The sequence below is a fragment of the Bradyrhizobium sp. USDA3516 genome (genome assembly GCF_057651995.1).
The window spans coordinates 353,048-377,595 of sequence record NZ_JBYGYN010000004.1 but is presented as its reverse complement, the minus strand read 5'-3'; the positions used below and the strand labels follow the sequence as shown (position 1 = coordinate 377,595).

26 protein-coding genes and 2 tRNA genes are annotated in these 24,548 nt (G+C 62.5%); 6 read left to right on the top strand and 22 right to left on the bottom strand.

The window, feature by feature from the left end:
- Positions 1-11: 11 nt before the first annotated feature.
- Both AC24YW_RS16180 and AC24YW_RS16175 read right to left on the bottom strand, forming a co-directional pair.
- Complete coding sequence (locus tag AC24YW_RS16180) at positions 12-5,282, bottom strand: ATP-binding protein (RefSeq protein ID WP_487483677.1); 5,271 nt, start codon at positions 5,280-5,282, stop codon at positions 12-14.
- Positions 5,283-5,547: 265 nt separating this feature from the next.
- Positions 5,548-5,633, bottom strand: a tRNA-Tyr gene (locus tag AC24YW_RS16175).
- Positions 5,634-5,839: 206 nt separating this feature from the next.
- Between AC24YW_RS16175 and rlmB the strand changes: the two genes are divergently transcribed.
- Positions 5,840-6,670 carry a 23S rRNA (guanosine(2251)-2'-O)-methyltransferase RlmB gene (gene rlmB, locus AC24YW_RS16170; protein WP_487483676.1) on the top strand — a complete coding sequence of 277 codons (831 nt, stop codon included), beginning with the start codon at positions 5,840-5,842 and terminating at the stop codon, positions 6,668-6,670.
- Positions 6,671-6,932: 262 nt separating this feature from the next.
- On the opposite strand, the gene AC24YW_RS16165 is transcribed toward rlmB, so the two are convergent.
- On the bottom strand, positions 6,933-7,451 hold the full coding sequence (locus tag AC24YW_RS16165) for a hypothetical protein (RefSeq protein ID WP_487483675.1): 519 nt from the start codon (positions 7,449-7,451) through the stop codon (positions 6,933-6,935).
- A 41-nt stretch (positions 7,452-7,492) separates the two neighbouring features.
- Positions 7,493-7,975: a hypothetical protein gene (locus AC24YW_RS16160; RefSeq protein ID WP_487483674.1), complete on the bottom strand. Its 483-nt coding sequence runs from the start codon at positions 7,973-7,975 to the stop codon at positions 7,493-7,495.
- Between the two features lie 286 nt (positions 7,976-8,261).
- On the opposite strand from AC24YW_RS16160, the gene AC24YW_RS16155 reads away from it, so the two are divergent.
- The 3 genes from AC24YW_RS16155 (at position 8,262) to AC24YW_RS16145 (ending at position 9,701) form a co-directional block, all read left to right on the top strand.
- Positions 8,262-8,756, top strand: a complete 495-nt coding sequence (locus tag AC24YW_RS16155) for a hypothetical protein (RefSeq protein WP_487483673.1) — start codon at positions 8,262-8,264, stop codon at positions 8,754-8,756.
- 170 nt (positions 8,757-8,926) lie between these two features.
- A tRNA-Thr gene (locus AC24YW_RS16150) sits at positions 8,927-9,001 on the top strand.
- Positions 9,002-9,140: 139 nt separating this feature from the next.
- The gene (locus tag AC24YW_RS16145; protein WP_487483672.1) at positions 9,141-9,701 is read left to right on the top strand and encodes a hypothetical protein; all 561 of its coding nucleotides are present in this window, start codon (positions 9,141-9,143) and stop codon (positions 9,699-9,701) included.
- On the opposite strand, the gene AC24YW_RS16140 is transcribed toward AC24YW_RS16145, so the two are convergent.
- From AC24YW_RS16140 to AC24YW_RS16125, 4 genes are all read right to left on the bottom strand, one after another.
- Positions 9,640-9,888 carry a hypothetical protein gene (locus AC24YW_RS16140; protein WP_487483671.1) on the bottom strand — a complete coding sequence of 83 codons (249 nt, stop codon included), beginning with the start codon at positions 9,886-9,888 and terminating at the stop codon, positions 9,640-9,642. The two genes, AC24YW_RS16145 and AC24YW_RS16140, sit on opposite strands and share 62 nt — an antisense overlap.
- Positions 9,889-9,954: 66 nt before the next feature.
- Complete coding sequence (locus tag AC24YW_RS16135) at positions 9,955-10,374, bottom strand: hypothetical protein (protein ID WP_487483670.1); 420 nt, start codon at positions 10,372-10,374, stop codon at positions 9,955-9,957.
- An 82-nt stretch (positions 10,375-10,456) separates the two neighbouring features.
- Positions 10,457-11,047 carry a lysozyme gene (locus AC24YW_RS16130; RefSeq protein ID WP_487483669.1) on the bottom strand — a complete coding sequence of 197 codons (591 nt, stop codon included), beginning with the start codon at positions 11,045-11,047 and terminating at the stop codon, positions 10,457-10,459.
- Positions 11,044-11,256, bottom strand: a complete 213-nt coding sequence (locus AC24YW_RS16125; protein ID WP_487483668.1) for a DUF7940 domain-containing protein — start codon at positions 11,254-11,256, stop codon at positions 11,044-11,046. The genes AC24YW_RS16130 and AC24YW_RS16125 overlap by 4 nt, the downstream gene beginning before the upstream one ends.
- A 187-nt stretch (positions 11,257-11,443) precedes the next feature.
- Between AC24YW_RS16125 and AC24YW_RS16120 the strand changes: the two genes are divergently transcribed.
- Entirely contained in the window at positions 11,444-11,716 is a 273-nt protein-coding gene (locus AC24YW_RS16120) for a hypothetical protein (protein ID WP_487483667.1), read from the top strand.
- Between the two features lies 1 nt (position 11,717).
- On the opposite strand, the gene AC24YW_RS16115 is transcribed toward AC24YW_RS16120, so the two are convergent.
- Both AC24YW_RS16115 and AC24YW_RS16110 read right to left on the bottom strand, forming a co-directional pair.
- On the bottom strand, positions 11,718-12,728 hold the full coding sequence (locus tag AC24YW_RS16115; protein ID WP_487483666.1) for a phage tail protein: 1,011 nt from the start codon (positions 12,726-12,728) through the stop codon (positions 11,718-11,720).
- Between the two features lie 2 nt (positions 12,729-12,730).
- Entirely contained in the window at positions 12,731-13,444 is a 714-nt protein-coding gene (locus AC24YW_RS16110; RefSeq protein ID WP_487483665.1) for a phage tail tip lysozyme, read from the bottom strand.
- Between AC24YW_RS16110 and AC24YW_RS16105 the strand changes: the two genes are divergently transcribed.
- Complete coding sequence (locus AC24YW_RS16105) at positions 13,437-13,730, top strand: hypothetical protein (protein ID WP_487483664.1); 294 nt, start codon at positions 13,437-13,439, stop codon at positions 13,728-13,730. The genes AC24YW_RS16110 and AC24YW_RS16105 overlap by 8 nt on opposite strands.
- On the opposite strand, the gene AC24YW_RS16100 is transcribed toward AC24YW_RS16105, so the two are convergent.
- The 12 genes from AC24YW_RS16100 to AC24YW_RS16045 form a co-directional block, all read right to left on the bottom strand.
- Positions 13,727-15,601 carry a hypothetical protein gene (locus AC24YW_RS16100; RefSeq protein ID WP_487483663.1) on the bottom strand — a complete coding sequence of 625 codons (1,875 nt, stop codon included), beginning with the start codon at positions 15,599-15,601 and terminating at the stop codon, positions 13,727-13,729. The two genes, AC24YW_RS16105 and AC24YW_RS16100, sit on opposite strands and share 4 nt — an antisense overlap.
- Positions 15,602-15,762: 161 nt before the next feature.
- On the bottom strand, positions 15,763-16,932 hold the full coding sequence (locus AC24YW_RS16095; RefSeq protein WP_487483662.1) for a hypothetical protein: 1,170 nt from the start codon (positions 16,930-16,932) through the stop codon (positions 15,763-15,765).
- 200 nt (positions 16,933-17,132) lie between these two features.
- Positions 17,133-17,969, bottom strand: coding sequence for a tail fiber domain-containing protein (locus AC24YW_RS16090; protein WP_487483661.1), 837 nt, complete (start codon positions 17,967-17,969; stop codon positions 17,133-17,135).
- A 62-nt stretch (positions 17,970-18,031) separates the two neighbouring features.
- Complete coding sequence (locus AC24YW_RS16085) at positions 18,032-18,445, bottom strand: hypothetical protein (RefSeq protein ID WP_487483660.1); 414 nt, start codon at positions 18,443-18,445, stop codon at positions 18,032-18,034.
- On the bottom strand, positions 18,429-18,743 hold the full coding sequence (locus AC24YW_RS16080; protein WP_487483659.1) for a hypothetical protein: 315 nt from the start codon (positions 18,741-18,743) through the stop codon (positions 18,429-18,431). The genes AC24YW_RS16085 and AC24YW_RS16080 overlap by 17 nt, the downstream gene beginning before the upstream one ends.
- On the bottom strand, positions 18,740-20,218 hold the full coding sequence (locus AC24YW_RS16075; protein WP_487483658.1) for a hypothetical protein: 1,479 nt from the start codon (positions 20,216-20,218) through the stop codon (positions 18,740-18,742). The genes AC24YW_RS16080 and AC24YW_RS16075 overlap by 4 nt, the downstream gene beginning before the upstream one ends.
- Positions 20,218-20,793: a hypothetical protein gene (locus AC24YW_RS16070; RefSeq protein ID WP_487483657.1), complete on the bottom strand. Its 576-nt coding sequence runs from the start codon at positions 20,791-20,793 to the stop codon at positions 20,218-20,220. Before AC24YW_RS16070 ends, AC24YW_RS16075 begins: the two co-directional genes overlap by 1 nt.
- Before the next feature lie 3 nt (positions 20,794-20,796).
- Positions 20,797-21,525, bottom strand: coding sequence for a hypothetical protein (locus AC24YW_RS16065; protein WP_487483656.1), 729 nt, complete (start codon positions 21,523-21,525; stop codon positions 20,797-20,799).
- 1 nt (position 21,526) lies between these two features.
- Entirely contained in the window at positions 21,527-21,958 is a 432-nt protein-coding gene (locus AC24YW_RS16060) for a hypothetical protein (protein WP_487483655.1), read from the bottom strand.
- 3 nt (positions 21,959-21,961) lie between these two features.
- Positions 21,962-22,621, bottom strand: coding sequence for a phage adaptor protein (locus tag AC24YW_RS16055; RefSeq protein ID WP_487483654.1), 660 nt, complete (start codon positions 22,619-22,621; stop codon positions 21,962-21,964).
- Positions 22,609-22,959 (bottom strand): hypothetical protein, encoded by a 351-nt coding sequence (locus AC24YW_RS16050; RefSeq protein WP_487483653.1) that lies wholly within the window; start codon positions 22,957-22,959, stop codon positions 22,609-22,611. Before AC24YW_RS16050 ends, AC24YW_RS16055 begins: the two co-directional genes overlap by 13 nt.
- Before the next feature lie 126 nt (positions 22,960-23,085).
- On the bottom strand, positions 23,086-24,363 hold the full coding sequence (locus AC24YW_RS16045) for an SGNH/GDSL hydrolase family protein (RefSeq protein WP_487483652.1): 1,278 nt from the start codon (positions 24,361-24,363) through the stop codon (positions 23,086-23,088).
- Positions 24,364-24,548: the final 185 nt, after the last annotated feature.

Genomic DNA, 24,548 nt, shown 5'->3' with positions numbered 1-24,548 from the left:
TTGGCTAATCGTTACCTGCCTCCCAAGCGATCCGCTCGCATCGCGGTGATCCGGTTTTCAATTTCATTCGCCTGCGAAACACCAGACCGAATCAGAATGTCGAGGCATTTGAAGAGCGGATCGCGCACTTCGTTAATCTTCGCTGCGCTTGCTGCATCTTCACTTATCGTGCGACCAAGCCACGAGCATAGGCGAGGGCCGATGTCGCGCTCTGACCAAAAATGCGTATCGGCACCGTAGGCGCCTGTCCACGCGGACGCGGCCTGCACAGCGAAGGGGATCAGTGCAGCCCGCGGTGAGGTATCGAGCAGATTCAGGAACAACACTGCCATGCAGCCGGACGTCGGTGCACCGGTGACCAAGTCCGTCAGAATTCTGATCGTCTTATTGAGTGCGGCCCAGTTCGCTGGGAGAATGGTCTCTCCCCTGCTCATGAAAAGCGGCGGTTGGTAGAAGATTGCAGTCCACATGTCGCCAGCGTGCGACTCGCAAGTAAAGGTCTTCTCGCGCCGAAAGCGCTGATAGTTCCAGGTTTGCTTCAATCGTTCGGCAAGCAACGCCCGAACCTCGTCCGGCTTCTCGGGGTCTTTGGTGTTATTTGCCAACGTGGCTCGATCAAATCCGCGCAAAAAGGACGCAGCCGTCTCATGGAAGGCATCCTCGCCGAACTTGACTATGGGGTCGATAAACATCTTCGCTGCGTCGACGTGCGGCAAAGCAACTGAAAGAACGCCCGCGAAGTCAAAGAAGTCGCGATTCCAGTGCAAGGGCCGGCTATCGTTGTCGTCATCATGCTCGTCGGCCGGGCCGTTCGCGTCAATCGTCCATAACAGGAGATGATCCGTAAGTGAGACGAGCCATGGCGGTATCTTATGCGCGGTGAAAAGCACAAGATGACCCATCAATGCTCCCAGTCTCTGATCGTCCACGTAAGCGTCAGGCGGCGGCGCCGGGATTTTCTCCTCAAGGGACGGGCCACCCGGCAACCTGAGGCGGGGCCGCGACCGCCGTCCCCATAATGGCAACGTCGGCCATGGCGGTTCGTCGGCTTCATCCGCGAGGGCGCGCTTCTCGGCTTGAATAAGTTCGTTGATTTCGGCCTGATGGGCCGTTTTGAGTGGGCTTATTTCCTCGTTAAATGCGGTTCGCCGATGATAGATACAGCTCTTCATTATGATGCGGATCAGCGTGCGGACCAGACGCTCATCCTTTTGAGCGAGACTTACCAATTGTCTGCCGAGTGCGTGCAGCACCGCCTGGTGGCCATGCATGGCAAGCTTGAGGAGCAGATCACGAACAGCGATGTCGCCGTTCTTGAGATAGAGCGCAATCAGCCCAACGGTGGCGAGGGCCGTTACATTGTATTCGATCTGCTCGTTGCCTACATATTCCTTGTCGCGCTGAGCCGTGGCGGATCGCAATAGTCCGAGTGCCCAATCGATGATGCTCTCGCGATCGGCCCCCTCGTAATCGCGCGCCGCTAATGCGGCACTCATAACAACGGCCCTGCGATCCCATTCTTTGTTGAAATCATCATCATCGCCGGCCACCTCGCCGACCACCACAGTTTGTCGTTTCGCCCATTCAATTCCTTCAAGCACAATCGCGGGTGTCGATTTGCCCGGTTCGAGCAGTGCCATCTGCACCCGAATGCGCACATTCATGTGCTGCATGTCCGCATCCGAGCGCGCGCGGAGCCCATCGATAAGCTGCTGCTCGGCGGGATCAGCCTGGTACTGATGGACGTCGGCCTCCGAGCCGTCTTCGAGGCGGACTTTGACGAGCGGCCAATTTTTCGCGTCAGTCATGCGTAAGGCGCGTGCAGCGGTTGCCCGCAGGCCATTGATCGGATCTTCCTCGGAGTCGGCTGAACCCTTCCTTATTTCAAGGCAAGCCTGTTTGAGCGCTGCTTGCAGCGGCGCAAGGCGTTCCGCAGGGCCGAAGGCGTACTCGCCGAACGTATCGATCAAACGTACCCGTCGCGACAGCCGGGCATCGAGATCGCTGCGCTTAACTCGTCCGGTCTCCATCGCCCCATCGAGAGCGCCGAGGCGATCGACCCCCGTTATGTCGCGGGTGTGCCGCAGGCCGTCGAAGACCAGCAGCTCCGGTGTTGCTACAAACGGCCACGCATGGTCACGCGCGAGCGACCAGTGAGACAGGATCAAGTCGACGGCGACAAGGACGAATGCGACGCTTGAGCCATCCGGGCCGAGCACATCGCGCAACACCTCAGCAAAGGGCCATCCTTGTTCGATTTGTTGGTGTCCCCACGCTTCCAACGCCATAAGGGCGGAAGCTGTGACGGTGGAGGGGGCGACGCTGCGACCCCAATGGTAGACGCCCCAATCGCCCTCAAACGATTTAGGACCGTCCGGGAACGGAATTGTTAGCTTCGGAAATAATCGCCGATCGTCCCGGTAGTGCCCGCGTCGCCACTCCGTCGCCTGTTCGACGAGGCCTCGGATAAGACGGAGCCCTTCTGCCGGAGCATGCTCCAGCAGGTCAAGAAAAGGGCCTTGGCTCGGCGATGGCCGCGTAAAGAGATGATCGTGCGCTCCAAACGGGCCATACCGGCGGCGGCGATAACGCCGATCGTCAGGATCGCCCCTCTCGATGATCGAAGCTAACGCAAAGTCGACATACTCCTTAGGAGCGGCGCCGGCCAGCGCGCCCGGTGACGTAAGGATGGCTCGCTGGTCGTGATAGCCGACCCGCCCGGATGCGAGACCGGACAAGTATTTCGCCGCAGCCGCGGGGTTGTGACGGGCATTGGTAAATACTGTCAGCTGAATTCGATCCCGCACTTCGCGCATATGAGGAATGTTGAGGGGCGGCGGCGCGTCCTCGATGCGGCGGTAGGTGCGCGGCTCCAGGCGCCCCTCGATCAGGGCAAGCCACTCAAATAAGAGGCGAACAATCTCTGCATTGACGTTGAAGCTCCCATTTTGGGCATAGATCAGCCAGGCTTGAAAGACTTTCACGACGTCCGGGATTAGTTGCATAGGTAACGATCCGGCTTCCGCCACAAGCCATAAAACGAGCCATATCCAGCCGACGCCCTTTGGTATAACGAGATCATCGATACCCTTTGGAATGGGTGTCGTGGGCTGAAGCCGAGCCACGAGCATTGTGAGCGGCACGGAATCGATTGCGATCATCAGACGGATCAGATCGCTCATCCTTCGTCCGCCGTTTTCCAGGAGCGCCCTCTTGAGGCGGATCATGTGGCTGACTGCGTGTTCGGATCGGGTCAGCGCCAACAGGATGGGCCGCTTCCAGCTTCCGAGCGATCCTTCACGCTCAACGGCTGCCAGGAGTTCGAGCCAAGCTCTTCCATCATTATCGGCAGAAAGAGCGAGCCGGGCCGTTATTTCCAACCCCCGACCTAAGCCAGCAGGAAGCGGTGCGTTCATCGGCAGCGAATTCAGAAGCCCTTTGTCGTCGTGCAGCATAAATCCGACAGTCCAGTCGCGCAGGACGTCGTGGCGAAATGAAATCGTGGCGCCCTTGATGACTTCGTGGAGGCTATGAACGTTCAGAAGCTCGACCAAAGTCGGCGAGTCCAACTCATCAACTTTGAATGTCGAGCGCCCCGGATCGGCAATGACTTGCGATCCGAGCTGCCGCAATAATTTAAGACGCGCAAAGCGGCCGTTGTCTTCACCTCGCCCGCCGGCATAGCGCCACCACAAGCGGGCAAGGTCGAGCTCCGACACGACTCCGGCATCGGCCTCCGCATCGCCAACGCCAAATTCGACTAGTCGAGAGAGATAGAAGAGATTCCGCGCAATTCCCTTCGCGGGATGATCGGGACCCAGGATAACACCGAGGGTCTTGTTCTCGGCAGATAGTACCTTGACCTCGTCATCCGAGATAGGTTCGACTGCCAGCGTAGCAATGTCTGAGCGCCGCAAGGCTGCGGGCAATTTCGTCTTCCACTCCTCATTGCCAGCGCCGCCGGTCACGACCGCGCGCCACCCGGGACTTTTAACGACACCGGTTAGAAGATCGGAGATGGTGGCCCACTCCGCCATTCCATCGATCTGATCGATGTTGTCGATGAACAAGACCGCGCCCCCACCGCAACCGAGCTCATTGAAGAAGGCACTTTGGGATATTTGGCATCCGATGAGGTGAGCCAGCGGTTGCCATCCACCCGGCGTAACCCGACCATTGCGCAACGCAATGATGCGGCCCTCATGCTGAAGCCTGCGCGCGAGATGTTTCATGACAGCGGACTTGCCGCAGCCAGATGCTCCGACGATGTGCAAAATGCGGTGATTTTCGAGGTGCTGATGCGCTTGGTCGACGAGACCGGTTCGTGCCAAGCGAACGCCTCCGACTTCATCGTTGATCTCGGCCAACACGCGCTCAGCTTCGTCCGCGAGCCGATCGTTTATGACCCGCAAATCGTCGGGCAGGTTGATGAGGAGTTTATGCTGCTGTTGCAGCACCGTCGAAAACGTCGCGCCCTCAAGAGCACCGCTGGCGCGGGCACTTGCACCAACGTAATCTAGCAGCACCGCCCAGAGATCGGCGGATCGATGGCGATCAGCGGGTGCCAGCACAGATCGCGCACGTTCGCGAGCCCGGTATTCATAGTCGGAACCGGGCGACTCGAAGTCGAACACCAGAATTTGGAAATGGCGCAACAGCTGCCAGAGCGCTTCGTCGTCAGTCGGGGCCCCAACCTGGGCTAGATTTGCACGGAATACCGCGACGAAGTTGCGCATATCGTCGGACGCGAAATTTGGGCGCTCTATGTGCGCGGCAAAAGTCATCGCGTCTGGTAATTGACGCGCCCAATGAAGAACTTCCTGGCAAACAAATTCGATGCGCGTCGTCGTCCGCGCGACCGCGACCGCAAGTTCGTAACGTTGTGCCTTGAATTCCGGCTTCTTCGCGGCGTCGGCGATCTGCCCGACGACATCCCTGAACTCAAGATCCGAAGCGGTGAATGTCAGAGCACGCTTGACTTGGATTTCGAGCGTTGCCGGCGAACCGTCGGCATTGACAGCTTGGACAATGACATCGTCGAGAGGGTGCTCATCGATCCGACGCTGCAACTCGACCGCGCGAACTGATGCGCCAGGCAAGCCACGTGGCTCGCTCCTTCCGAGAAGCGACAACAGATAGAACGCGCCAACCTTAGCTTCAAACGAAGGACCGGCGTTGCCGGTGCTTGCGGGTGGAGCGATTGCAGGCGGTTTGTAGGGGCTTTTAGCTTTCCTTGGTGGCATCAGGCCACTCTGTTCTGTATCTGTTCGTTTAGCAATCATCTGCTCTCGAATGAGAGGCTCTTTCCACTCCTGCTTGCGGAAAATTGTTCGCGGTAATTTCCTCTCAACTCCTGCCCAGATGCAGAGTCCGATGCCAACTACTGCGACCGCGGCAAGTAGCGTGAGATGAGAAGCAGCAACGTGTCAGAGTTTTTGCTATCCTACGCAAGGACGAGCCCGGCCCTGGGCGCGGCAGCCTTCGCTCGCATCTCTTTGATGTATGGCATTGGCTTGCCGAGCCGTAGCTCGCGAAGCGAGCGAAGGATGGTGGGGGAGGCAGGACTCGAACCTGCGAAGCCATGAGGCGGCTGATTTACAGTCAGCTCCCTTTGCCACTCGGGACACTCCCCCGCTCGACGGCAGCACAATCGGGCCGGACCTTGCCGGCGGACCGAAGACGGCCATGGAACGTGAAGGCCGCGACAACCCGGATCGGGGCGCGACCGGGCGCGTTTATGGGCGAAGCGGTGGGGCAAAGTCAACCGAGGCAGGCAGCTAAAATCCCCTCGCAGGCATCGAAATTGCCATATTCCGGAACCCATGACAGAAGCGAGCCCATGAAGGATCGAAAATTCGGCCCCAAGGGGGCTCGCGGCGGGGCTAAGCCCTTCAACAGGCCCGGAAAATCGGCCGGCCGGCCGGCCTGGCGCGACCGTGATTCGCAAGGCGACGGGCCCGTCATCCTCTATGGCTGGCACACCGTCACCATGGCCCTCGCCAACCCGCAGCGGCGGATCCGCAAGCTGACGCTGACCGAGAACGCCGCGCGGCGGCTGGCGGACGAAAACATCGCGACCCGCATCGCGCCCGAGATCGTCCGTCCCCAGGAGATCGACCGCCTGCTCTCGCCCGACGCCGTGCATCAGGGCCTGCTCGCCGAGGCCGATCCCCTGCCCTCGCCGGACATCGAGACGCTAAAGCAGGAAGGCATGGTGCTGGTGCTGGATCAGATCACCGATCCGCACAATGTCGGCGCCATTCTGCGCTCTGCAGCGGCCTTCGCGGTGAAGGCGATCGTGACCACCGCGCGTCACAGCCCCGAGGCGACGGGCGTGCTCGCCAAGGCCGCCTCCGGCGCGCTGGAGCTTGTGCCAATTGTTACCGTGCAAAATCTCGCCCGTGCGCTGACAGCGCTGAATGAGCGCGGCTTCCAGACCGTCGGCCTCGACAGCGAAGGCAGTGAAGATATCAGCGATGTCGAGCTGCGCGAGCCGCTCGCGCTGGTGCTCGGCGCCGAAGGCAAAGGCTTGCGGCAATTGACGCGCGAGACCTGCAGCGTCGTGGCGCGGCTTGACATGCCCGGCGAGATCAAGAGCCTCAACGTCTCGAATGCGGCCGTGCTCGCGCTCTATGTCGGCGCGAGCCGGCTGGGGCTGATGAAGCGCTAGCGCTTTGGGCACCCCGCATATCCGGACGATCCCATACTAGGCCTGTTTTGCCCGACGGATCAATTCGAGATCTCTGTTTTTCCGAAATATGGAGCTCGAACAACGAGCTAGTGAGCGATGCTCGCTCATCTCGGGCACATTGCGCTTCAAGTCCTTGATTTCACTGTTTGCGGCTACTGTGCATGGGGTTGTTTTGAAGAAAAACAAAACGCCCGTCCGCATCACGCGAACGGGCGCTTCGCAAGTCTCGGCCGATCAGAGATCAGTAATAGCGGCGCAGCACGCGGTGACCGCCATAATAGTGCGGCGCGTGGCGGTGGGCGTAGCCGTGCCGGTGGGCGTAGCCGTAGCGGTGAGCATGGCCGTATTGCACGCGCGGCAGATAGCCGTAGCGGGGACCATAGCCATAGCGGTAGGGACGGAAATACGGGCGGCGATAGGGATAAGCGGCCGGCGGTGCGACCGCGGCGGCACGATAGCCGTAGCCGTAGCCGTAATTGGCGGGCGCGACGACCGCGTCCTCGCGGTAGGTCGGGTACGGCGCGAAGGCGCCCGGACCGGTATAGGTCGGACCCTGGTTGACGTAGTAATACTGCGTGGTCGGCTCGGCGAGACGCTCATAGGCGCCGTAGCCGTAACCATATCCGCCACAGCCGGTGTTGCAGCCGGAATAGACCGGCGCCACCGGCGCGCATGTGGTGAAGCCGCAGGCCGCGGCCGGCGCGGTGGCGGCGAACATCACGGCAGTTGCCGCGACCAGTCCCGAAATCATCTGACGCATTACTCTCTCCTGTTGATTTCCGTTTTTGGTTTTCACGTTTCTCAACCCGGCGGCCTGCCGGGTATCTCTGTGCGCGGCCGCGGCCGAGGCGGCCGAGGACGTTCGTTGATCTCGGGCGCGTAGATCACCGGCGGCGGATCGACGGGCGGGTCCATCTGCGCCGGCAGCGGCGCGGACGAGGCGCCCCAGCTCTGGTGGTAGCTCTCGGCGGGCTTCGGCAATTTACGGTTCGCCGGCGGCTCGACCTCGAGCCGGCCGTAGCCAGGCCGCAGCCCCAGCGTCGGATAATAATGGCCGACGTCGTCGGGCTGCCGCTCGGCGATATAGCGGCCGCCATAGATCGTGGGCTGCACCTGCTGGCCCTTGCCGAGGCCCCAGGTGCCCTCGACGACGGCGTAGGACGCGTCGATGTTGTTGATGATGATCGGCACGCCGGGACGGCCGGGAACGACGATCTCGAAGCCGCCGGCCAACGCCGTCGCAGGCAGTCCGATCAGAAAGGCGGCGAGCGCCACGGCGCGCATGAGGAGACCCCGGTTATCCGGGCGGCAACCTAACCGATCGCGGCGCAGAGAGGGTTAAGGCCTGCTCACCAAATTCCGGTAAGCCTAACGTGCAAGGATTGCGCGCCGCTCAAATGCTGCACGGCGAGCTAGCGAAGCATTAACGGGCGCCGGAACCGCGCGACTGGAACAGCGCACGCTGCTCACATCTGTTTGACGGCTCGCAGCCGAAAAATCCCAAGGTTGCATCGGAACGTCCTGCGCCGTGAGCGTTTAGCTCCTGTCAACAAAATGGGAGCGAACAACCATGACCATCAAGCTTCTCGGGGCCACGGCGATCGCAGCGACCATGCTGGCAGGCTCTGCCATGGCGCAGACCGTCGTCAACAATCAGGGCCGCTGCTCGGCGCAATTCCCGAATGCCAATTGCCAGACCTTCGGACCGGGACAGGCCACCACCGATAGCGGCTATCGCCATCGTCGCGCAGCCTATCGCCAGACCAATCGCGACTGGAACAACGACTGGAACAGGAGCCCCACCGGCTTCTGGCCGACCGACGTCGCGGCCGGCGCAGCGGGCGCAGCGGCCGGCGTCGCAGGCGCCGCAATCGGCACCGCCGGCGCGATTGCCACCGCACCATTCCGCGGCTGGGACAATTCCTACGCCTATGACAATTCGTGGGACCGCGGCTGGGACAATCGTAGCTGGGACAGGCGCAGCTACGCCGAGCGGAACGGCTTCGTCTGCACGCCCGGCACTTATTTCAAGGGCGCAGACGGCCGCCGGCACCTCTGCCAGTAAAGCGACTTGAACCGACCGAGACACACCGGGCGGCCCGCGCGGCCGCCCGGTTTCACGTCTTGCGCGGCGAGCTGCCGCTTCTGGCACTTTCCGATCAAGTCTGGTATTGCGGCGCGCACGGGTGGAGGGCCCCGGCGCGAGCCGAGCTCTGCCCTGCCTCTTGAGGCATCGCCGGCTTAGCTCAGCGGTAGAGCAGCGGTTTTGTAAACCGAAGGTCGGGGGTTCAATCCCCTCAGCCGGCACCATGAAAATGCTGGATTTGCAGGGTTTCCCGCGATTTTGAGGCCCCGGCAACGGCGGCCAAAACGGAAACAAACAGCGGTTGCGCCAGTCGCAAAAACAGGCACAGTTGTTCTTGTCCTGTTCACCCTGTAAATTCCCAGCATGCAAGACGACCCTGTCCGCATCATCCCTCACGCGCCAGCGGGTATTCCCGACTGTGGCAGTTTCGAAGTGCGCTTCGCCGACGGCCGCCGGAGCCGTTATTTCTATTGGGACGATCACGCCGGCCGGCGATCTGTCACCGGCAAGCCCACCCAAACTGACGCCCTTGACCAAGCCAAAGAGCTGGCCCGAATCGAGCGCGACAAAGCTGGCGGGCGGCCGATGATCGAAATCCCACCCGAGGCCGCCAAAGCGTTCATGAAGGATCTGCGCGCCTACCACGCCACAAAGAACGGCGACAAGCGGACGGTGCTCGCGGCGCGCCAAGCCGAAGCCCTTTCCAAGGAGACGGAAAGCCGCGTGACCCTTGCCGAGGTGAGAGAGCTATTCCGGCGCATACCGTTGATAGGTCCCATCACCCTCTCCGAGGGTGATATAGCGCTCGTCCGGCGTGTCGCCCGTGATGACGACGACGCGCGCAACGCGATCAGCGGGCGGCTCAGTGACGGGCGATGTAATAGGCAACCGCGCCAAGGACGCCGGTCACGGCGCTGCCCGTGAGAACCGAAATCACCTTGCTCCCCACCTCGTTGCGGATGGCGCGAGCGGTGAGGCGCATCTGCCGTTGGTGATGAAAATCCTTCTGAAGCTCGATGATCGCGGCCGGCGAGCTGGCATCAACGCCGATCAGGAGCAGGAATTCCCTCACGCCTTCCCGAGCTGCGTTCTTGATGTCGGTTTCCGTCACTTCCAGCACCGTTTCTTGAGCCCTACCCGGTTGTGAATGCGGATCTGGTTGATGGTGTCGACCGTGTCATTCCACGCGTCGAAACGGATTGACCGCCAGCCAGCGCACCGGGCCTTTGTGGCCATCATCGCGTTCCCGGCGGTTACGGTTGAAGGGATCATCGTTGAGCAACCAGCGGTCAGAAGTGCCAGGCACAGCACGCTCAGAATCGCTGCGGATCGCGTCGCCGCCGGCAGCTTCCCGCGCCAACGCGGCATCCCATTGAGCTCGGGTGAAGTCGATTCCGTTCTTGTGCCCATAGGCGATGCATCCCATGCAGGTGAAGGCGACCACGGCCGCGGCGATGGCCCATTTGCGAAGGTCGGGAATGAAGGCGGCGACGGCCGGCGGCGTCAGCACCGCGACCGCGACGCAGGCGAAGCCGGCCAGCATGTTGATGCCGGCCCAGCCGAACAGGTAATTCCACGCGGCCTCGATCCAAAACATCAGCGCTCCTCCGGCTCAAAGGCGCACCACAGCCCGAGCAGACTGAACCCGACGGCATAGGCGTAGAGCGGCCACCACATCATCATGCCTTGAAGATCCACGGCCGGATGCGCTGCCACAGCGTCGGCGCGGCCGGCGGCGGCGGCATCGCGACGGTGCGCTTGCCCTCGGCGAGGCCTTCGAGGCAGAGCTGTTTTTCGCCCTTGCGGCCGTCGCCGCCACGGCGCGCGACCAGGCCGCGGCGCACTTGCCCGTCGGATCGAACGTACCAGCCGGCGAAGGCGTTGCAGGCGCCGCGCAGATCGCCGGCATTGGCGAGCTTGACCATCGGCGAGCGGCAGACGGCCGCAGAGCCGGCGTTGTAGGCGGCGTCAAGGAATGCCGCCATCGTCTTGTCGGGCAACGGGACCTTGATGCAGCGCTCGATTTCGGCGAGGTACTTCGGCAGCGAAGCGGCCAACTTCGCGTCACACTCTTCCTTGGTGAAGCGCTGCCCGACCTTCACCTTGCCGAATTCGTCGGTCTGGCCGTAGCAATACGTCACCGGGTGACCGGTGCCGATCATGTCGCGCTTGGCGACTGCGTCCATGCCTTCCCATCCCGGGGTAAAGGCAATGGCCGCAGCGATCACGCCCGCCGAGCTCGCGGCGGCAACTGACTTTTTGACGCTCATAGATCGGCCTTCGGAACTTGCTTGACCAGGCGCAGGAAACCGATGAGGCCGTATCCGCCGCAGCAGAGCGCGAGGAAAAACTTGGGGTTGAGCTTGTCGGCGAAGGCAGGGAGCGCAACCAGAGCGCCCGTGAGCACGAACATGAACAGGCTCAGCCGCACCGTCCAAAGCCGGTGAAATTCACTCTTCCAGTCGTCGATGAGTTTCATGGCCCGGATGGTCGGGCCGTTGCCTTGGGGAAAAGTGTCGCGTGGGCGGGCTCGCGACGCCGGCCGATTATTCCTGTGTATTACGCGCGTCAGAGACTGGTGATGTTCCGAGGCTTCCCGCGAAGATTGATCTATCGTGGGTTGAGTGATACAGTCACCACCCCAATTACAGGAAACCGAATATTATATGAAAGCTCTTGGTGTTTTTGCGCTGAAGACGATGATTGTTGCCGTCGTCTTCAGCCTTTCGACCGCTTTTACGGTTCTGGCGTGCCGCGATGTCCTTTTGGACAGTTTTTCAGGAGGGCGCAACTTCTGGTCTCGCCTTGAGAAGGGGCTGATCAAGTTCGCCGATGCTCCAGACTTGCCGCCGGAGAGGAAGGCCAGGATCATTGCAGCGCTGCGAAAAATTCACGACAAAAACCAACCCTATCTGGATGCGCTGTTCGCCAAGGAATAGATCAGATGATGCGGAGCAGCTTGTTCGTGATGATCGTTGGTTGAACGATTCCGAACGCATTGCTCGTGCCGCCTTGCGGGTTCATCGTGATGGAGGCGGTGCCGGTCGATGTGATGGGACTATTGCTCATATGAGCGTAGTCCGACGCGCCGCCGCCGAGATTTGCAGAGTTCGAACCATTGTTGTTGCGTTGGATATCCGAGACAGTAGAGGTCACGCTCACAGTCGCCGATGCGACCGTTGGCGTGTACGGAGGTAGGTTTTCAGTCGCAAGAGCCCGGCTTTGCGAGCCGCCCGTTGCGCCCAGCGTGGTCGGGTTGGTGAGGAAGCTATTCGTCAACCTGCCTGACGCACTTCCACCCATGTCATCCTTGCCGGCGACGACGCGCCCGCGGAGGTCCGGTACGTTGAACGTGGTGCTGCCATCACCAGGGCCGTAGGTAGTGCCAACCAAGGCGAAGAGCGCTGCATAGGTGGTCCGCGAAATCGCCTGCCCGAATGGCAAAACGAGAGAGCTATGCGGCGACGTGCCGCCGATGAAGTCAATCATTCCCCCGATGGGGATGTTGTACGGATTGCCGTAGAAGTTGCGCAGATAGAAAACCCCGTTCGCCGCGTTGTAGAGCGCGACATAGGGCGTTCCCTGGATCAGCACGCCGGCCGGCACGTCAACACCCGGGCTGCTCTGAATCGTCTTGGCGCCGAGCCCATCCACGTTGAGCGTAATGTTCGGGGATCCCGCGGTGTTCGTGGTATGCGGCGTGAACGCAATCATCTGGCCGTCGAGCAGAGCGAGTGTGGTGAACTGGCTGTGCGACGTCACTGCATAGGCGGTTGAGGTACCGGTGGTGACGATAGCCCCGGAAATATCCGTCACGAATTTTTTAGTTTCCGCCATCATGGCGCGCGCGGAATTGTTGACCGTGCTCGGCGCCTGTCCTTCGGCCCAATTGATGTTGGGATCGCCGCCCTGGTTGTCGGTGCCGTTTTCGGACCATTTGTAGATCGGCATTCTTACCCTTGTGAGCTGGAAAAGATGGGAGCTCGAGCCGCGAGCGCGGCGCGAAGCCCTGACAGGTCGATCCGCTTTTGAGGCGGGGCGAAGATCGGCGCCGGCACGCCCGCGGGCGCGGCGGGCGGGACGAACGCAGCGGGGGTCGCAGCTATGACCGGCCCGCTGTCCACAGGTTTTGCGAAGATCGGCGGCGCGGCGGGCTGCGGCGGCGCGAGAGATAGCGGCGGGCCCGCGGGCGCGGCCGGCGTTGGCACCGTCGGCTGTGCTCCGGGTTGGACGCCATAGGCCGAATAGACCGCGGAGGCATATTTCTCCCGCTTCGTGTGCGCGCCGGGCACATTCCAGTCTTTCGGACGCTCAAAGCCGAGGAAGGCCCGGCCGGCCTCCTCGGGCGTGGTGGCGGCTTTCAGCGCTGCATAGGCCCGCTTTTCAGGGCCCTGCAGCTCGGAATGCAGGAACTCGAGCTGGGCATTGAGATCGGTCCAGGGCACGCCTTTGGAGGCCGCATAGGCCTTGAGCGCTTCCGCTCGCGGCCCATTCCATTGCGCGATCCCGATGGAATCGCTACCATCGCGCCCGTCGCCGCGGTTGACCGCCGAAGGGTTGATGTCCCGTCCGGATTCGCCCTGCAAATTGCCGACGATACCGGCCGCTTGGGCCGGCGTCAGCCCCTGGTTGACGTAGAAATCAAACGCGGTTTTGCCGTTGCTCATCAAGAGTCCTGAAAATCGTCCAGAAATCGACCTTCCCCCGAAGGACTGGAAGTCCGATCGGGAGAAGCCCCGCGAACCGATCTTCGGCCGCGGTGCTCCTTACTTCCTCGCCGAGCTCGCAATCGCAGCCGGAGCGCTCGGGCTCCTCCTTGTCGTTTTGCTCGCCGCTGGCAGCGTAAGAGAAAGGGCCTACGGAGTGATGTTCGGCACGCCGCAGCATTCACAGCCTTTAAAGCCGGGCGAATCGACGGTGATTGACGGTTACAAGATCAAGCGCATCGATTAGCTCCGCGTCCGCACGCCTTCGGCGAGCGCAACAGTCGCGCCCCCGCGAACGGCCTGCCCGCCAGCTCGAGCAAGGTTCTGCACGAAGCGGATACGCTCAATGGTACGGTCGACCATCGCCCGCAACTGGGCCGGCGAAACGTTCGCCCCGTTCTGCAACAGGATGCGCCCGACCTCCCGACGCACCTCCGGTGTGTTGCCGGTCATGGCGTTCTGTCCCGCTGCAACCACCGTCCGCACAGCGCCGTGCCAGTTACCGCTCAGGATCTGGCCGATCAATGTAGGATCGACCGACATGGCGGCGTCATCGGCCATGTTCTCGGTCGTCTTGGAGTTGCCCATCGCTTGGTTGCGGGTTTCGAACATGGTGTTTTCGCGGCCGATCCGACGCTGCATCAGGTCATTGCCCGGCGCCATCACTGCCGCCTCGTCGCGGAACGCATCGCTGGTGAGCGGACGCGCCTTGTTCGCTCCGAAGGCCGCGCCCTGTGCCTCGGCAATCAGCGGATCGGAATAGCCCGCTCGAAACGCGCGTTGGCCGGCCGGCGTCTGCGCCTGGAATGCCGGAATGGTGTCTTCCGAGCGCCCACGCTGGGCCGCGGCGCGGCCGTCGTCGATCGCCTCGATATCGCGAGACCTTTGTGCGAAATTCCGGTTGGCCTGCCGGAAGCCGGTCGACGCATTCTCAAGCGATGCGTCGAGCTCGCGCAGCACGCCGCCGAGCAGCCGTGCGCGGTTGCTCTCACCCGCCCGCGTCGCCCGCTGAACTTCGTCAGACAGTTCTTGGCGGACCATCTGTGCCGCGGCAAAATCATTTACGCCCCCGGCCGCGCTGCCGTCGAGGTTGGTTTCGCCGCTCGCCAGCATGCGGCGGTACGCGATCATCCGCCCCGTGATGCCGTCCGGCGCGATTCGGTCATGGGCCACGCCGAACGGGGAAACGTGCTGGTCGATGTGGTTGACCACGTTGGAGACGTCGACGGGCTCGGCAACGTTGCGCACGGCGCCATATTCGGCATCTGCCGCGGCATCACGCGCCGCCGTCATCGACTGCCTGGTTTGCTCTGCCGTGCGCGGGCTCTCAAAGCCTTCGGCGAGCGCGCTCGCGACGCGCCGCCCCTGCCCGGCCTGCCGGTTCTCCAGCGCCTCCACCGCGGCCGTTCGGCCCTCGCCGGGCGCACGCGTCACAGTGGAAAGCAGCCGCTGGCCCGGCCTACCCATGGCATCGGCCAGCATGAATTCGGGCTGGCCTTCGTTGGCGGCCTGCACCATCCGCAGCGACAATTCATCCGGCGCGACGCCGCTTTCGTGGATGCCGCGCGCGATCTGCGATTCGGCGTAGGCGGTCGGGTTCTGGCGCGCCTTCCAGTTCGCGAAGATCGGCGCCGTAACGCCCTTGAGCAGCGACGTCGCAACCGTTCCGGCGGGCCCGAGCACGCCGCCCACGATCGCGCCTTTGACGGCGTTCTCGGCCCGCTCGGCAAGGCCGTTGCCTTCCATCGCGCCGGAGAAGCCACCGAGGCCCACACCGTCCGCCGCCGCGGCGAGCGCGCGCGGAATGATACCCGCTTCGGGCGCGATGAAGCGCGCAGCCGTGACACCGGCATTGGCGAGGCCGCCGCCGGCAACGCCGCCGCCGAGCACCTCGGTGGCCGTGCCGAGCGCGCCCGTGTTGTTGCGAGCGTCTTCCATGATCTTGTCTTCGCGCGCCTTGGCGTAGCTGTAGCCTTCGGCCGGGCTGAACGTGCCGCGCTTGATCATTTCCAGCGGCGTTTCCAGTGCGGCCAGAATGGTGCTGTCGGCTCCGAGGGTCGCGCCATGGGCCAGCCGGCGCGTGAAGCCAGCGCCGCGCGGAACGCCGGCCGCGTCCATCTTCGCGGCCTCCTCATTCGCCGCCTGCTGATACTTGTCCGGCGCTGGCGCCGCGTCGGCCTGCCCGAGATGCTTCCTGAGCGCGGCCAACGCACCTTCGGCGTTGTCGCCCTCGATCGTGTAGCTCTTGCCGTCCGGGGCATTGATCGTGAACGAAGGCATCAGTGCTCCGTGATGGTGTAGCCGTCGATTTTCACTGGAGCGGCAGGCTTGGCAGCGGCCGGCGATCCCGGCGCGTCAACCGCTCCGCCCTGTCCAGGCTTGTAATAGGTACCACCGCGCAAGTCGTTGATGCGCGAGCTGTTGATTTTCTGCTGACGCTCCGCAAGCTGGATCATGCGGTTGATGGTGCGCTCCCGGATGTCCGGAGGCGTTGACGGGTCGGCGAGCATTTCCAAGAAGCGACCCATTTCGCGATCCGTGGTCGCGCCCTTCAGCGTCTCCGACATCGACTTGATGGCCTCGCCGGACATGAGCTGGTTGAACTCGCGCGTCGCTTTGGCTGCGCCTTCGTCCAGGATCGCACCGGCGCCCGGAATGGCCGTGCCGATCCAGCCTCGCGCGCCCGCGGTCGCGCCAGTGAACGTCTTGTCATTGAGCTCTTTCGCCCGTCTGAGGGTGTCGAGCGTGCCGGTCAAGAGAGCATTGTCATCCTCCGCCGTCATGATCGCCTTTTTGTCGGCAGCGGAGAGTGGTTGCGCGTCCTCCCTCGGATATTTTCCGGTGAGAACATACTGTTGATGCTTCGGGTCCTTCGGGTCGATGCCGCGCGCACGCAAAGCGTTCTCGCGCGCGGCAACCTCGTCTTCAAGCTTCACGGCCTTTGTATCCGGGGTATAGACGCGCTCGGCTTTCCCCTTTTCGGGGTTCCAGATATAGCCATCTCCGAGATTGGTCGGCGGACGCGCCTCCGGCTCATAGGCACGGTTGATCTTGCCCTCCTGCCAGACATACCCGTTGCCGAGCACAGTCGGCGCGCGAGGCGGCCCGAAATGTTGCGCGATGAGCGTCTTGAGCAGATCGCCATTGCCCGGCTGCACCGCGGCCATTGCCTCTTCGGGCGCAACGCCCTTCGCGATCAGCGCTCGCGCCGTCACGTTCTGCACCTGGGTTTGCTGCTGTTGCGCCTGCGCGACGGGGTCATTGCGCTGGCCGGTGGCGCCGGCAATGATGCTGCCGATCAACCCGCCGCCGTTGCGAAAGTTCTGGTAGCCGGTCATGAAGCCGGATTCGCCGCCGGGCGCCGCCTGGGCGGGCTGCGCCTGGACCGGCACCGGCATGGCTGCGGCTGGCCGCGTCATCGACGCGTTCGCGGACATCGGCGCGCCCACCGGACCTTGCGGCCAGGCCGCCGAATCGATCACGTTGGGCTGATTGGCCGGCATGATCTGCGGCGCGCTGCCATATTGCGCGACGTCGGACGCCATCGCGCCGGGATTGTTCGCGATCGCCGCGTCGGCGTTCCGCCTCAGGAAGTCGAGCAGCCCGCCGCCGGGCGTGAACGGCACGAGAGCGTCAAGCAATCCCACCATCAGAGCATCCCCAACAGACCGAGCAGCCCGCTACCGCCGCCACCGGCAGATTTGCCGCTGCCGAGCAGCGAGCCCATGCCGCCTGCGATCGTCGCGAATTGCTGCGCGCCGCTCATCTGGTTTTCCGTGTTCGACGTGCTGTTGCTGTTGGTGCCGAGCTGGGCCAACGGAATGCCGATCTGTGCGAGAAGCCCGAGATTGGACGCGGGAATGCTCTTACGCAGTTCCTCCGCGGTGATGACTTGCTGATCGCCCCAATTGTTGGCTTTGAGCGCATCGTTCGACGTCGCCACGCCCTGCACCTGGTTGTTGACGCCCTGCTGGTTGTTCGCGGTGATCGCGCTCGCGGTCGTATTGCCGGCGTTGTAGACAGAGCCGAGCGCGCCGGTGCGGGTCGCAATGTCCCGGTTGGCCTGGTCGAGGATCAGCGGCGCCGCGGCCTGTGTGTAACCGCGTGCCAGCGTCTGGCCGTTCATGCCGGAAAAGCTGCGGCCACCGGCGGCGAACTGGCTGTTCACCGAATTCGTGGTGTCACTCAGGATCTGATCCAGCGCGGCGCGAACCTCGGGCGAGTTGACCGTTGAATAGCCCGGATCGGTGTACTTCGCCATGCCCGTTCGGTAGGCATCGAGATTGCCTTGCAGCGCGGGGTTTTGATCGGTTGCGCCGCCGCCGTCGAGCAGGCGCGTGGCAACGTGACCCACGGCCGGCGCATATGGATTGCCCGCTTGCCCGCGCGCGGTGAGGTTGTTGATCGCGGCGTTCTCGGCCGAAGAAATCCCGCTGTTCGGGATGAGGCTGTTCACGCCGCTCAACAGCCCCTGGACAGTCGGCATCGCCGCTTCCCAAGGTCTCGTCTCACTCTGCTGCGTGGTGGTCGACGTCGATTTGCCACCCATCAGGCCAAGTCCTTCCCCAAAATGACATGCTGCGCTCGGTAGCCGGCGAGAACGCGTTCCCAGCCCTTACGGCCGCAAATTCGCATTTCGGCGCAGCCCTCGTTCCGTGCGTAGTCCTCGATGCCGTCGAGTAGCGGAAGCCAGCGCGCGCGGTCATCTCCGCCGCACGCGACCAATTCGCAGATTTTACGCTCCGATGCCCTTATAAGACGTGTCGTGGCGGCGGCTTCGAGACTCGGCCCGGCGCACGCAAGCCAGAGCAGTTGATCGCCCGCAAGAACCTCCGATTCGACGGCCGCAAAGTCGCTCAAGCCAGCCTTATCAACGGCCCGCTTGATCAGATGTCGCGCCAGCGGCCAGACGTCGCGGACGCGCGCGGGATCTACGCACGCCAGCTCAACCGACGATCGCATAGCGGAACGTCCTTCCCGTCGTTGCAGAATTCGCGTGGGTGATGGTGAAAGAGCCGTTCGAAACAGCGCTCACATACATGGTGCCGTTGCCGAGCTCGGCCGCGGCGTTCGCCGTCGTCGGCATGAACTGGATGGTGGCGCCGACGGCGCAATTCCGGTCAATCACCGTCGTGGTGGCCACGCCTGTTGCCAGCGTGATGGTGCCGGTCGCGTTCGATCGGCCCGAGGCAAGCCCCGTCAGCGACCGGATGATTTCGGCAAAGCTGGTCGAGCCGCCGGAGGGAACATAGGCGGTCACACCGCACCCCCGATCGACATGTCAGGCACAACGCCCGATGCGGATGCCCACACCGTGCCGGCCGGAATGCGTACCTGAAACCGAACAAAGGCGGCTTCACGTCTCATGTCGCAACGCCCCACACGGGAAAGCCCGGTCTCGGCTCCCTGGATCGTCGTCCCCTGTTGCGTATCACGGTAGAACAGCGAGCCGTACAGCGTTGGTGCATCCGTGACGGGCGCAAAGCCTTGGACCGAGACGCGCCGGCCATCGCCGCCTTGCTCTGCGCTCTGAATGGTTGCTTCCAGCGCCGGCCCCGAGAAAAACCCGAGCGTGCCGCTGGAATCGAACTGTCCAAGCTGTGGCTGGGCCGCGGTCGGATAATCGTCAAACGACAGCGTCATGGCGTCGACCGAGCCGCCCGGCGCGATGGCGTCGAGCGCCTCGAGCGTGAGGCCTGATTGCGAGACGCCGAGCAGATATTGCCCTGACATCTGGACGGGAAAGAACTGGTCGAGCAGATAGTCATAGCCGAGCAGCTTGTCATAGGCGCCGGTCGCGCCTGACACCGACTTATAGGCCCAATAGACCCGCGTCGATCGCGGATCGGCGGCACCGATGCACAGTTGCATGCTGCCGATGTCGAGAGCGGCCCTGAAGGTGCGGTCGACCTTCTCGCGGCCGATCGGCTGGGGCACACCGCCGGCCGGGATCTTGTGGAAGCCCTGCCCCGCGTAGAAGAAGATGACGCCGCCGGCCCGGATGACCGAGTACGGCGCGAACAAGCCGAATCCGTCCGCGATCTTGTCGATTTGGAAGACCAGGGGCGATCCCGGAATGTAGGCCATGGACCGAATGATTTGGTCCTGGAAAATGACGCCTGATTGCGTGCCGCCGGCAATGCCGCGTGTCAGGCCGCCATCCGGGAAGTCCTGGTAATCGGAGAAGCTGACGCCCGCGGTCCAGCTCGTTGCCGAATTGAAGTTGTTGAGGCCGCTCCAAACGATGCGGTAAGGCTGCGCGAGCAGCCCCGAGAGCACGAGGAACGCACCCACGACACTGATATAGGCCGCTTGCGGCGGCGAGCCGAGCGCGGCGCTGAATGCCGATGAGGATGACAGGTCAAAAACCTGCAGCACCACATTGGCTTGCGTCGCGAACACCAGGTTTCCGGTCTGCGCGAACTGCCATTGCGCCGTCGGATTGAGTGGATTGTACGCCGCGCCGCCCGCGGATACATCGGCCCACGAATAGTCGGTGCTGTTGAGCTGGTAGAGCCGGGTTGATGTGCCGGCGAAGGTCACCACCGAACCATCCGATTTCAGGGCGTAGAACGCGCCGCGGCACGCCGCCGGCAGCGCCTGCGTGTAGGCGACGAAGCTCGGATGCGGCCCGTAGCCGTCGCCTTGCGGAACGACGTTGAGCACGTTGCGGCTCGCCGTGCCCATGTAGTCGGAGACATCGGGTCGATAGTCGGAATAGCGGAGCAGCGACATTATTCCGACACCGGAGGCGGTATCGCTTGGTCTGGATCAACAGTCCAAGCGGTTGAAGCTGATGCGAGCGGCGTCCAAATCGATGCCGGCGCGGCGCGACTATCCCACGCAGATCCTTGCGGAACGGCTGCGGGAAGCCAGTTGATGTAGTCGCGCGTCAGCGGCGCGGCGTTTCCGGTGACGACATAAGCAGCCGGCGAGGCCGAGAAAACGAGCGGCAACGCCGCTCCGTTGCCAGTAACGGCATAGCTGCCCAGCGAACTTTGAAACGAGACTTTGAACGCCGCTGCCACGCCTGGCACAGCATAATTCGCCGCAGATGCAGGCACCCTGACAAAGAACAGCGCCGCATTTGCGGTTTCGAGGACCGATCCCGGAGATGCAAGGAATGTCGCTTTGAAGGTTCCCGCGTTTCCCGTCGCAGCATAGTTCGATCCGGCGGCAAGCTCCGCAACCCGGAATAGCGCGGCGTTGCCGCCCTCGGCGTAGGAGCCAGCCAGCGCCGCGAGCGTGATATAGCTACTCTGCGGAATTTGCCCCAGCGCGAGAGCGCCGACTGTGCCGAATCCGAGCATGGCCTAAGCGCTCTCATAAACGCCAGAGGCAACGAACCGAGATGTTGCGATCAGCGATGAGCCACAGCGCGCGCTCATTTGCCCCAAGCTGGCGGGATTGATGTAGAAGAAGATGCCAGCGCCGACCGCAACGAATTCCCAACCGGAAGCGCTACCAGGCGAACTTGCCGTTACCGGAAGGTTGAAGTTGAGCACCGTGCCTGTGGCCCATGTCCCGGTGGCGACGATGAAATCGATCTCCCAGAAAACGACCTTGCCGAATTGCTTGTAGCGCGCGGAATTCACAGTCCATGACGACACGCCGGCGACGCCCGGAGACGGAGTGAATGTGCTCCACGCGCTTTCGTCGAACGTTCCAATTCCGATATTGGTCCGCGCCTGGGCCTTCTGCGCCGCCGAAAAGCTATTGGCTTCTTCAACCGAAATCAGGTCTTCCTTGAGCGCGACCACGGCGACTTGCGGCGCTGCGGAGAAGTTGATTTTTGCGGTGGTGCCGAGCGAATTAGACAGGACCGTGGTTCGCGCCAGAACACCCGTGGCGGTATTATAGGCGCCCTCGCCCACTTCCCATTGTGAAAGGTCCGCGCTCTCGGCGCGATACTTGTATAGGCGGCCATTGACGACGCCGGCTGCGGCCGGGCTCTGGTAACCCGTCACGGCCGACGAATAGGTCCAATCGGTTGTCCCGCCGAGTGTCGGGTTGAACCGGCAGACGTTGAGGAAAGCGGCCATATCAGGCGATCGTCAGGATGCCGTTCACCTGGTCAAGGTCGACCGTGAAGGTGTTGCCGTTGGTGAGTGTGATCGCGGTGCCGTAGTCCCACCACCCGATGAGCGGCTGTCCGGACGCGCTCGAATCGTAGAGCACTGCATAGCGGAACGGCCCGATTGAGCCGCCGGATGCCGTCCAGGCCGGATCGGTCCCGCCGATGAATTTGAAGGTGCCCGAGGTTTGCGATCCGGTGATGGTGCCCACCGAGGCGCCGCCAGCCGTGTAGCCGTTGCCAGTCGAGAGGTCGGCAGGCGTGCCATAGACCGCGTTCGCCGCGCTCGGTGCGGCGTTGGTCAAATACACCTTGAACACGCTGGTTGTGCCCGTCTGCATCGCGTGCTTTGCGCTCGCGAGATTGAGCACGAAAACGTCGAACTTATTGAAGGATGCCACGCGTCACCAGATGTTGTTGCCGGCCGGGCGCACGGTCATGGGACCGGCATTGAAGGCAGACACCTTCCCCAGCTCGTTCAGATCTGTGAGCGCGGAGATCAGCAGCGCGCCCCAGGTTTGGATTCGGTCGTCGGCCTTGATGTAGGGCGAAGCCTCGAGCAACGATCCGTAGAGGTACAGATCGGGCGCCATGGTGAGCAGCCAGTTGGTCGAGTTCGTCGCAAGCGGCGGAACGACCTTCCGATAGACCATTTCGACCGTGTAGGCCGCATCCGGCGTTGGCCCGAGCTCGATTTCGTTTCCGAAGATGGTGAAATAGCGTGGCCGGCCCGATACATTGGCGGTCTGAGCCCGGAATTCATCGAGCTGCGTCCCGGACTTGAATTCGAGATAGGGCTTGCCGGTTACGCTGGACAGTCGGATCCGGCGCATGGACTGGAAGTCCTCCGGCAGCGCGATGAACTCGGGCTCACCCGTGTTCGGGTCGGTGAGCGCCGTCGCGCGCGTCTCCATCTGCCGGACGAACAGCGATCGGTTCATCTTCGATTCGAAGAGCTGAATGAGCGTCGGCGCGCGAGCGACCAGCGTGACATCCTGGTCGCGCGCGAGATATTCGACGATCGCCGCTTGCAGCGAGGTATAGTCGGTGATCAGTGCGACCATGACCAGCCCACCTGCAAAGCCGGCTTGTCGACCCGGAGATAGGCCCACTCAGGATCTTCAAGCTTCCGCTGTACGATCCGATCGAATTCCTCGGTGAACAGGCGCAGCGACGTGTTGCCCTTGGCATGCTCTTCGTCGAGCCACTTCACGTAGATCACGTTCGGGATCCGCGCGACATGGCGCCCCCAATCGGACTTCTGTTCGTCGCGCCGGGCCTCCTTGTTCCAATCAAGGATGGGCTCGACGTCCTGGACGTGCTCGATGGCAATCTTGCCGTCGTCGAAGTGCGGGCGGAATTCGATGCTGCTCAGATGCGGCCGAGAATGGATTTCGCTCATAGCCGGGGAGTGTCCCGGCTATTACCTGCCGAAGTGTTTCGGCTCCCTTGAAGGGAGTGGACTACGGCGGCGGAGGTGGCGGCGGCTTAGGCCGAGCACCCATGCGGCCGAACGATCCAAGGCGCATCACTGCGCGATCACCTTACGCAACGCAGCTCCCCCGACTTGCACGGTCGCACCGCCGCCAGCGTCGAACCCCGCCTCCACGCGGAACGCGATATCGGTATTCCCGGTGCCGATCACAAAGGGATCGGTGATAAGGCGCACCTGATAGGAACTCGGCATGTACATGCCGGCGATGCCTGGGTTTTTAAAGGCGACAGCGCCCGCGCCTGTCGAGCCGCCCTGGATGTCGAAGCAGTTAAGCTGGCAATAAAGCATGTTTGACGCACCTGAAATATTCAGGTCGACTTCACCCCAAACGATATCGCCAACGTTCTGCCCCGAAATGGTAACGCCAGGGGAAAAACGAGTCGTCGCCGCAGTTGTGGCGCTTATAACAAGCTGATCCCACCATCCCGTCGCGCCAGCATCGCTGCGGGCGACAAGCGAAGAAACTGACGTGCACGTTCCGGTGAGAACACGATTGTTCCAATTGTCCGCTACGTTCCCAGACGCACCGGTGCCCGTGTTGCTGCCGCCGCTGCCAGAAAACAACCCCCCGTTCGGAAGCAGATTACCCCTGGGGTTGTTTGTGGCGTTATACACATCACCGCGCGAATTCGGACGCAGATGGTATGGAATAGCGATCTGGTTGAAGTAGGAAATGGCTGCAAGGCCGACCTTATTGCCAAGCAACGAGGTGCCATGGATCAAATCTGCCTGCGAATATCCCGACAACGGGTCGCCGTTCGCGTTGGCAGGGTCGGCAAGGGAAGCGTTCGGATCGATCAGGGCGGCGCCGTTTCGACCCGCATAGTCTCGGAGCCATTGATTGAACTCCATGGACGACTGCAAGTTCGCGCTAGTCCACGACGAGAGCCCGCGAGGCAAATCGCAAAGTTGTACCGGCTGAATTCCGGCGCGCTTCAACGTTGACCAAACGGTCGCGTTTTGCGTCTTAATAGTTGCCTGCGCGACTCCACCCGCAATGTCGTTTGTACCGCAGAGTATTATGGCATGCGTGGGCCTTTGACTAAGAGCCAGCATGGCCGGCAGTTGCGTTGCGATGATGTCAGAAAATTTCGCCCCTGATACGGCAAAATTATTACTGGATGGGAGCCTGACTCGGCCCGCCATAAGAGGTTCAATCCAAGATGCCGCGGCATGTGGCAGCTTATTGAGCGTGGGGCCACTTGTTGACGTGAAGCCCTGCGCAATGCGGCTGTCGCCGAGTGTGCCGATGATTGGCATTTGGTTGAGATTGGAGCCGTAACCGGCGACGCTGCTGATTTCAATTCCCATAGATCACCTCAGTTCGGCGCTAGCGCGACGACAGCCTGTTCGTTGAAGGTCACTTGCTGTCCGTTAAACGTGACAAAATCCCAATGATAGCCGGTAGGCGGCGCAGGCATGCCTGCGGAGGCACTCGGTGTCCCAAGGGGAGCGCCCTCGCGGCCGAATCCGCGTCCCATCCCTCCAGGTCGACC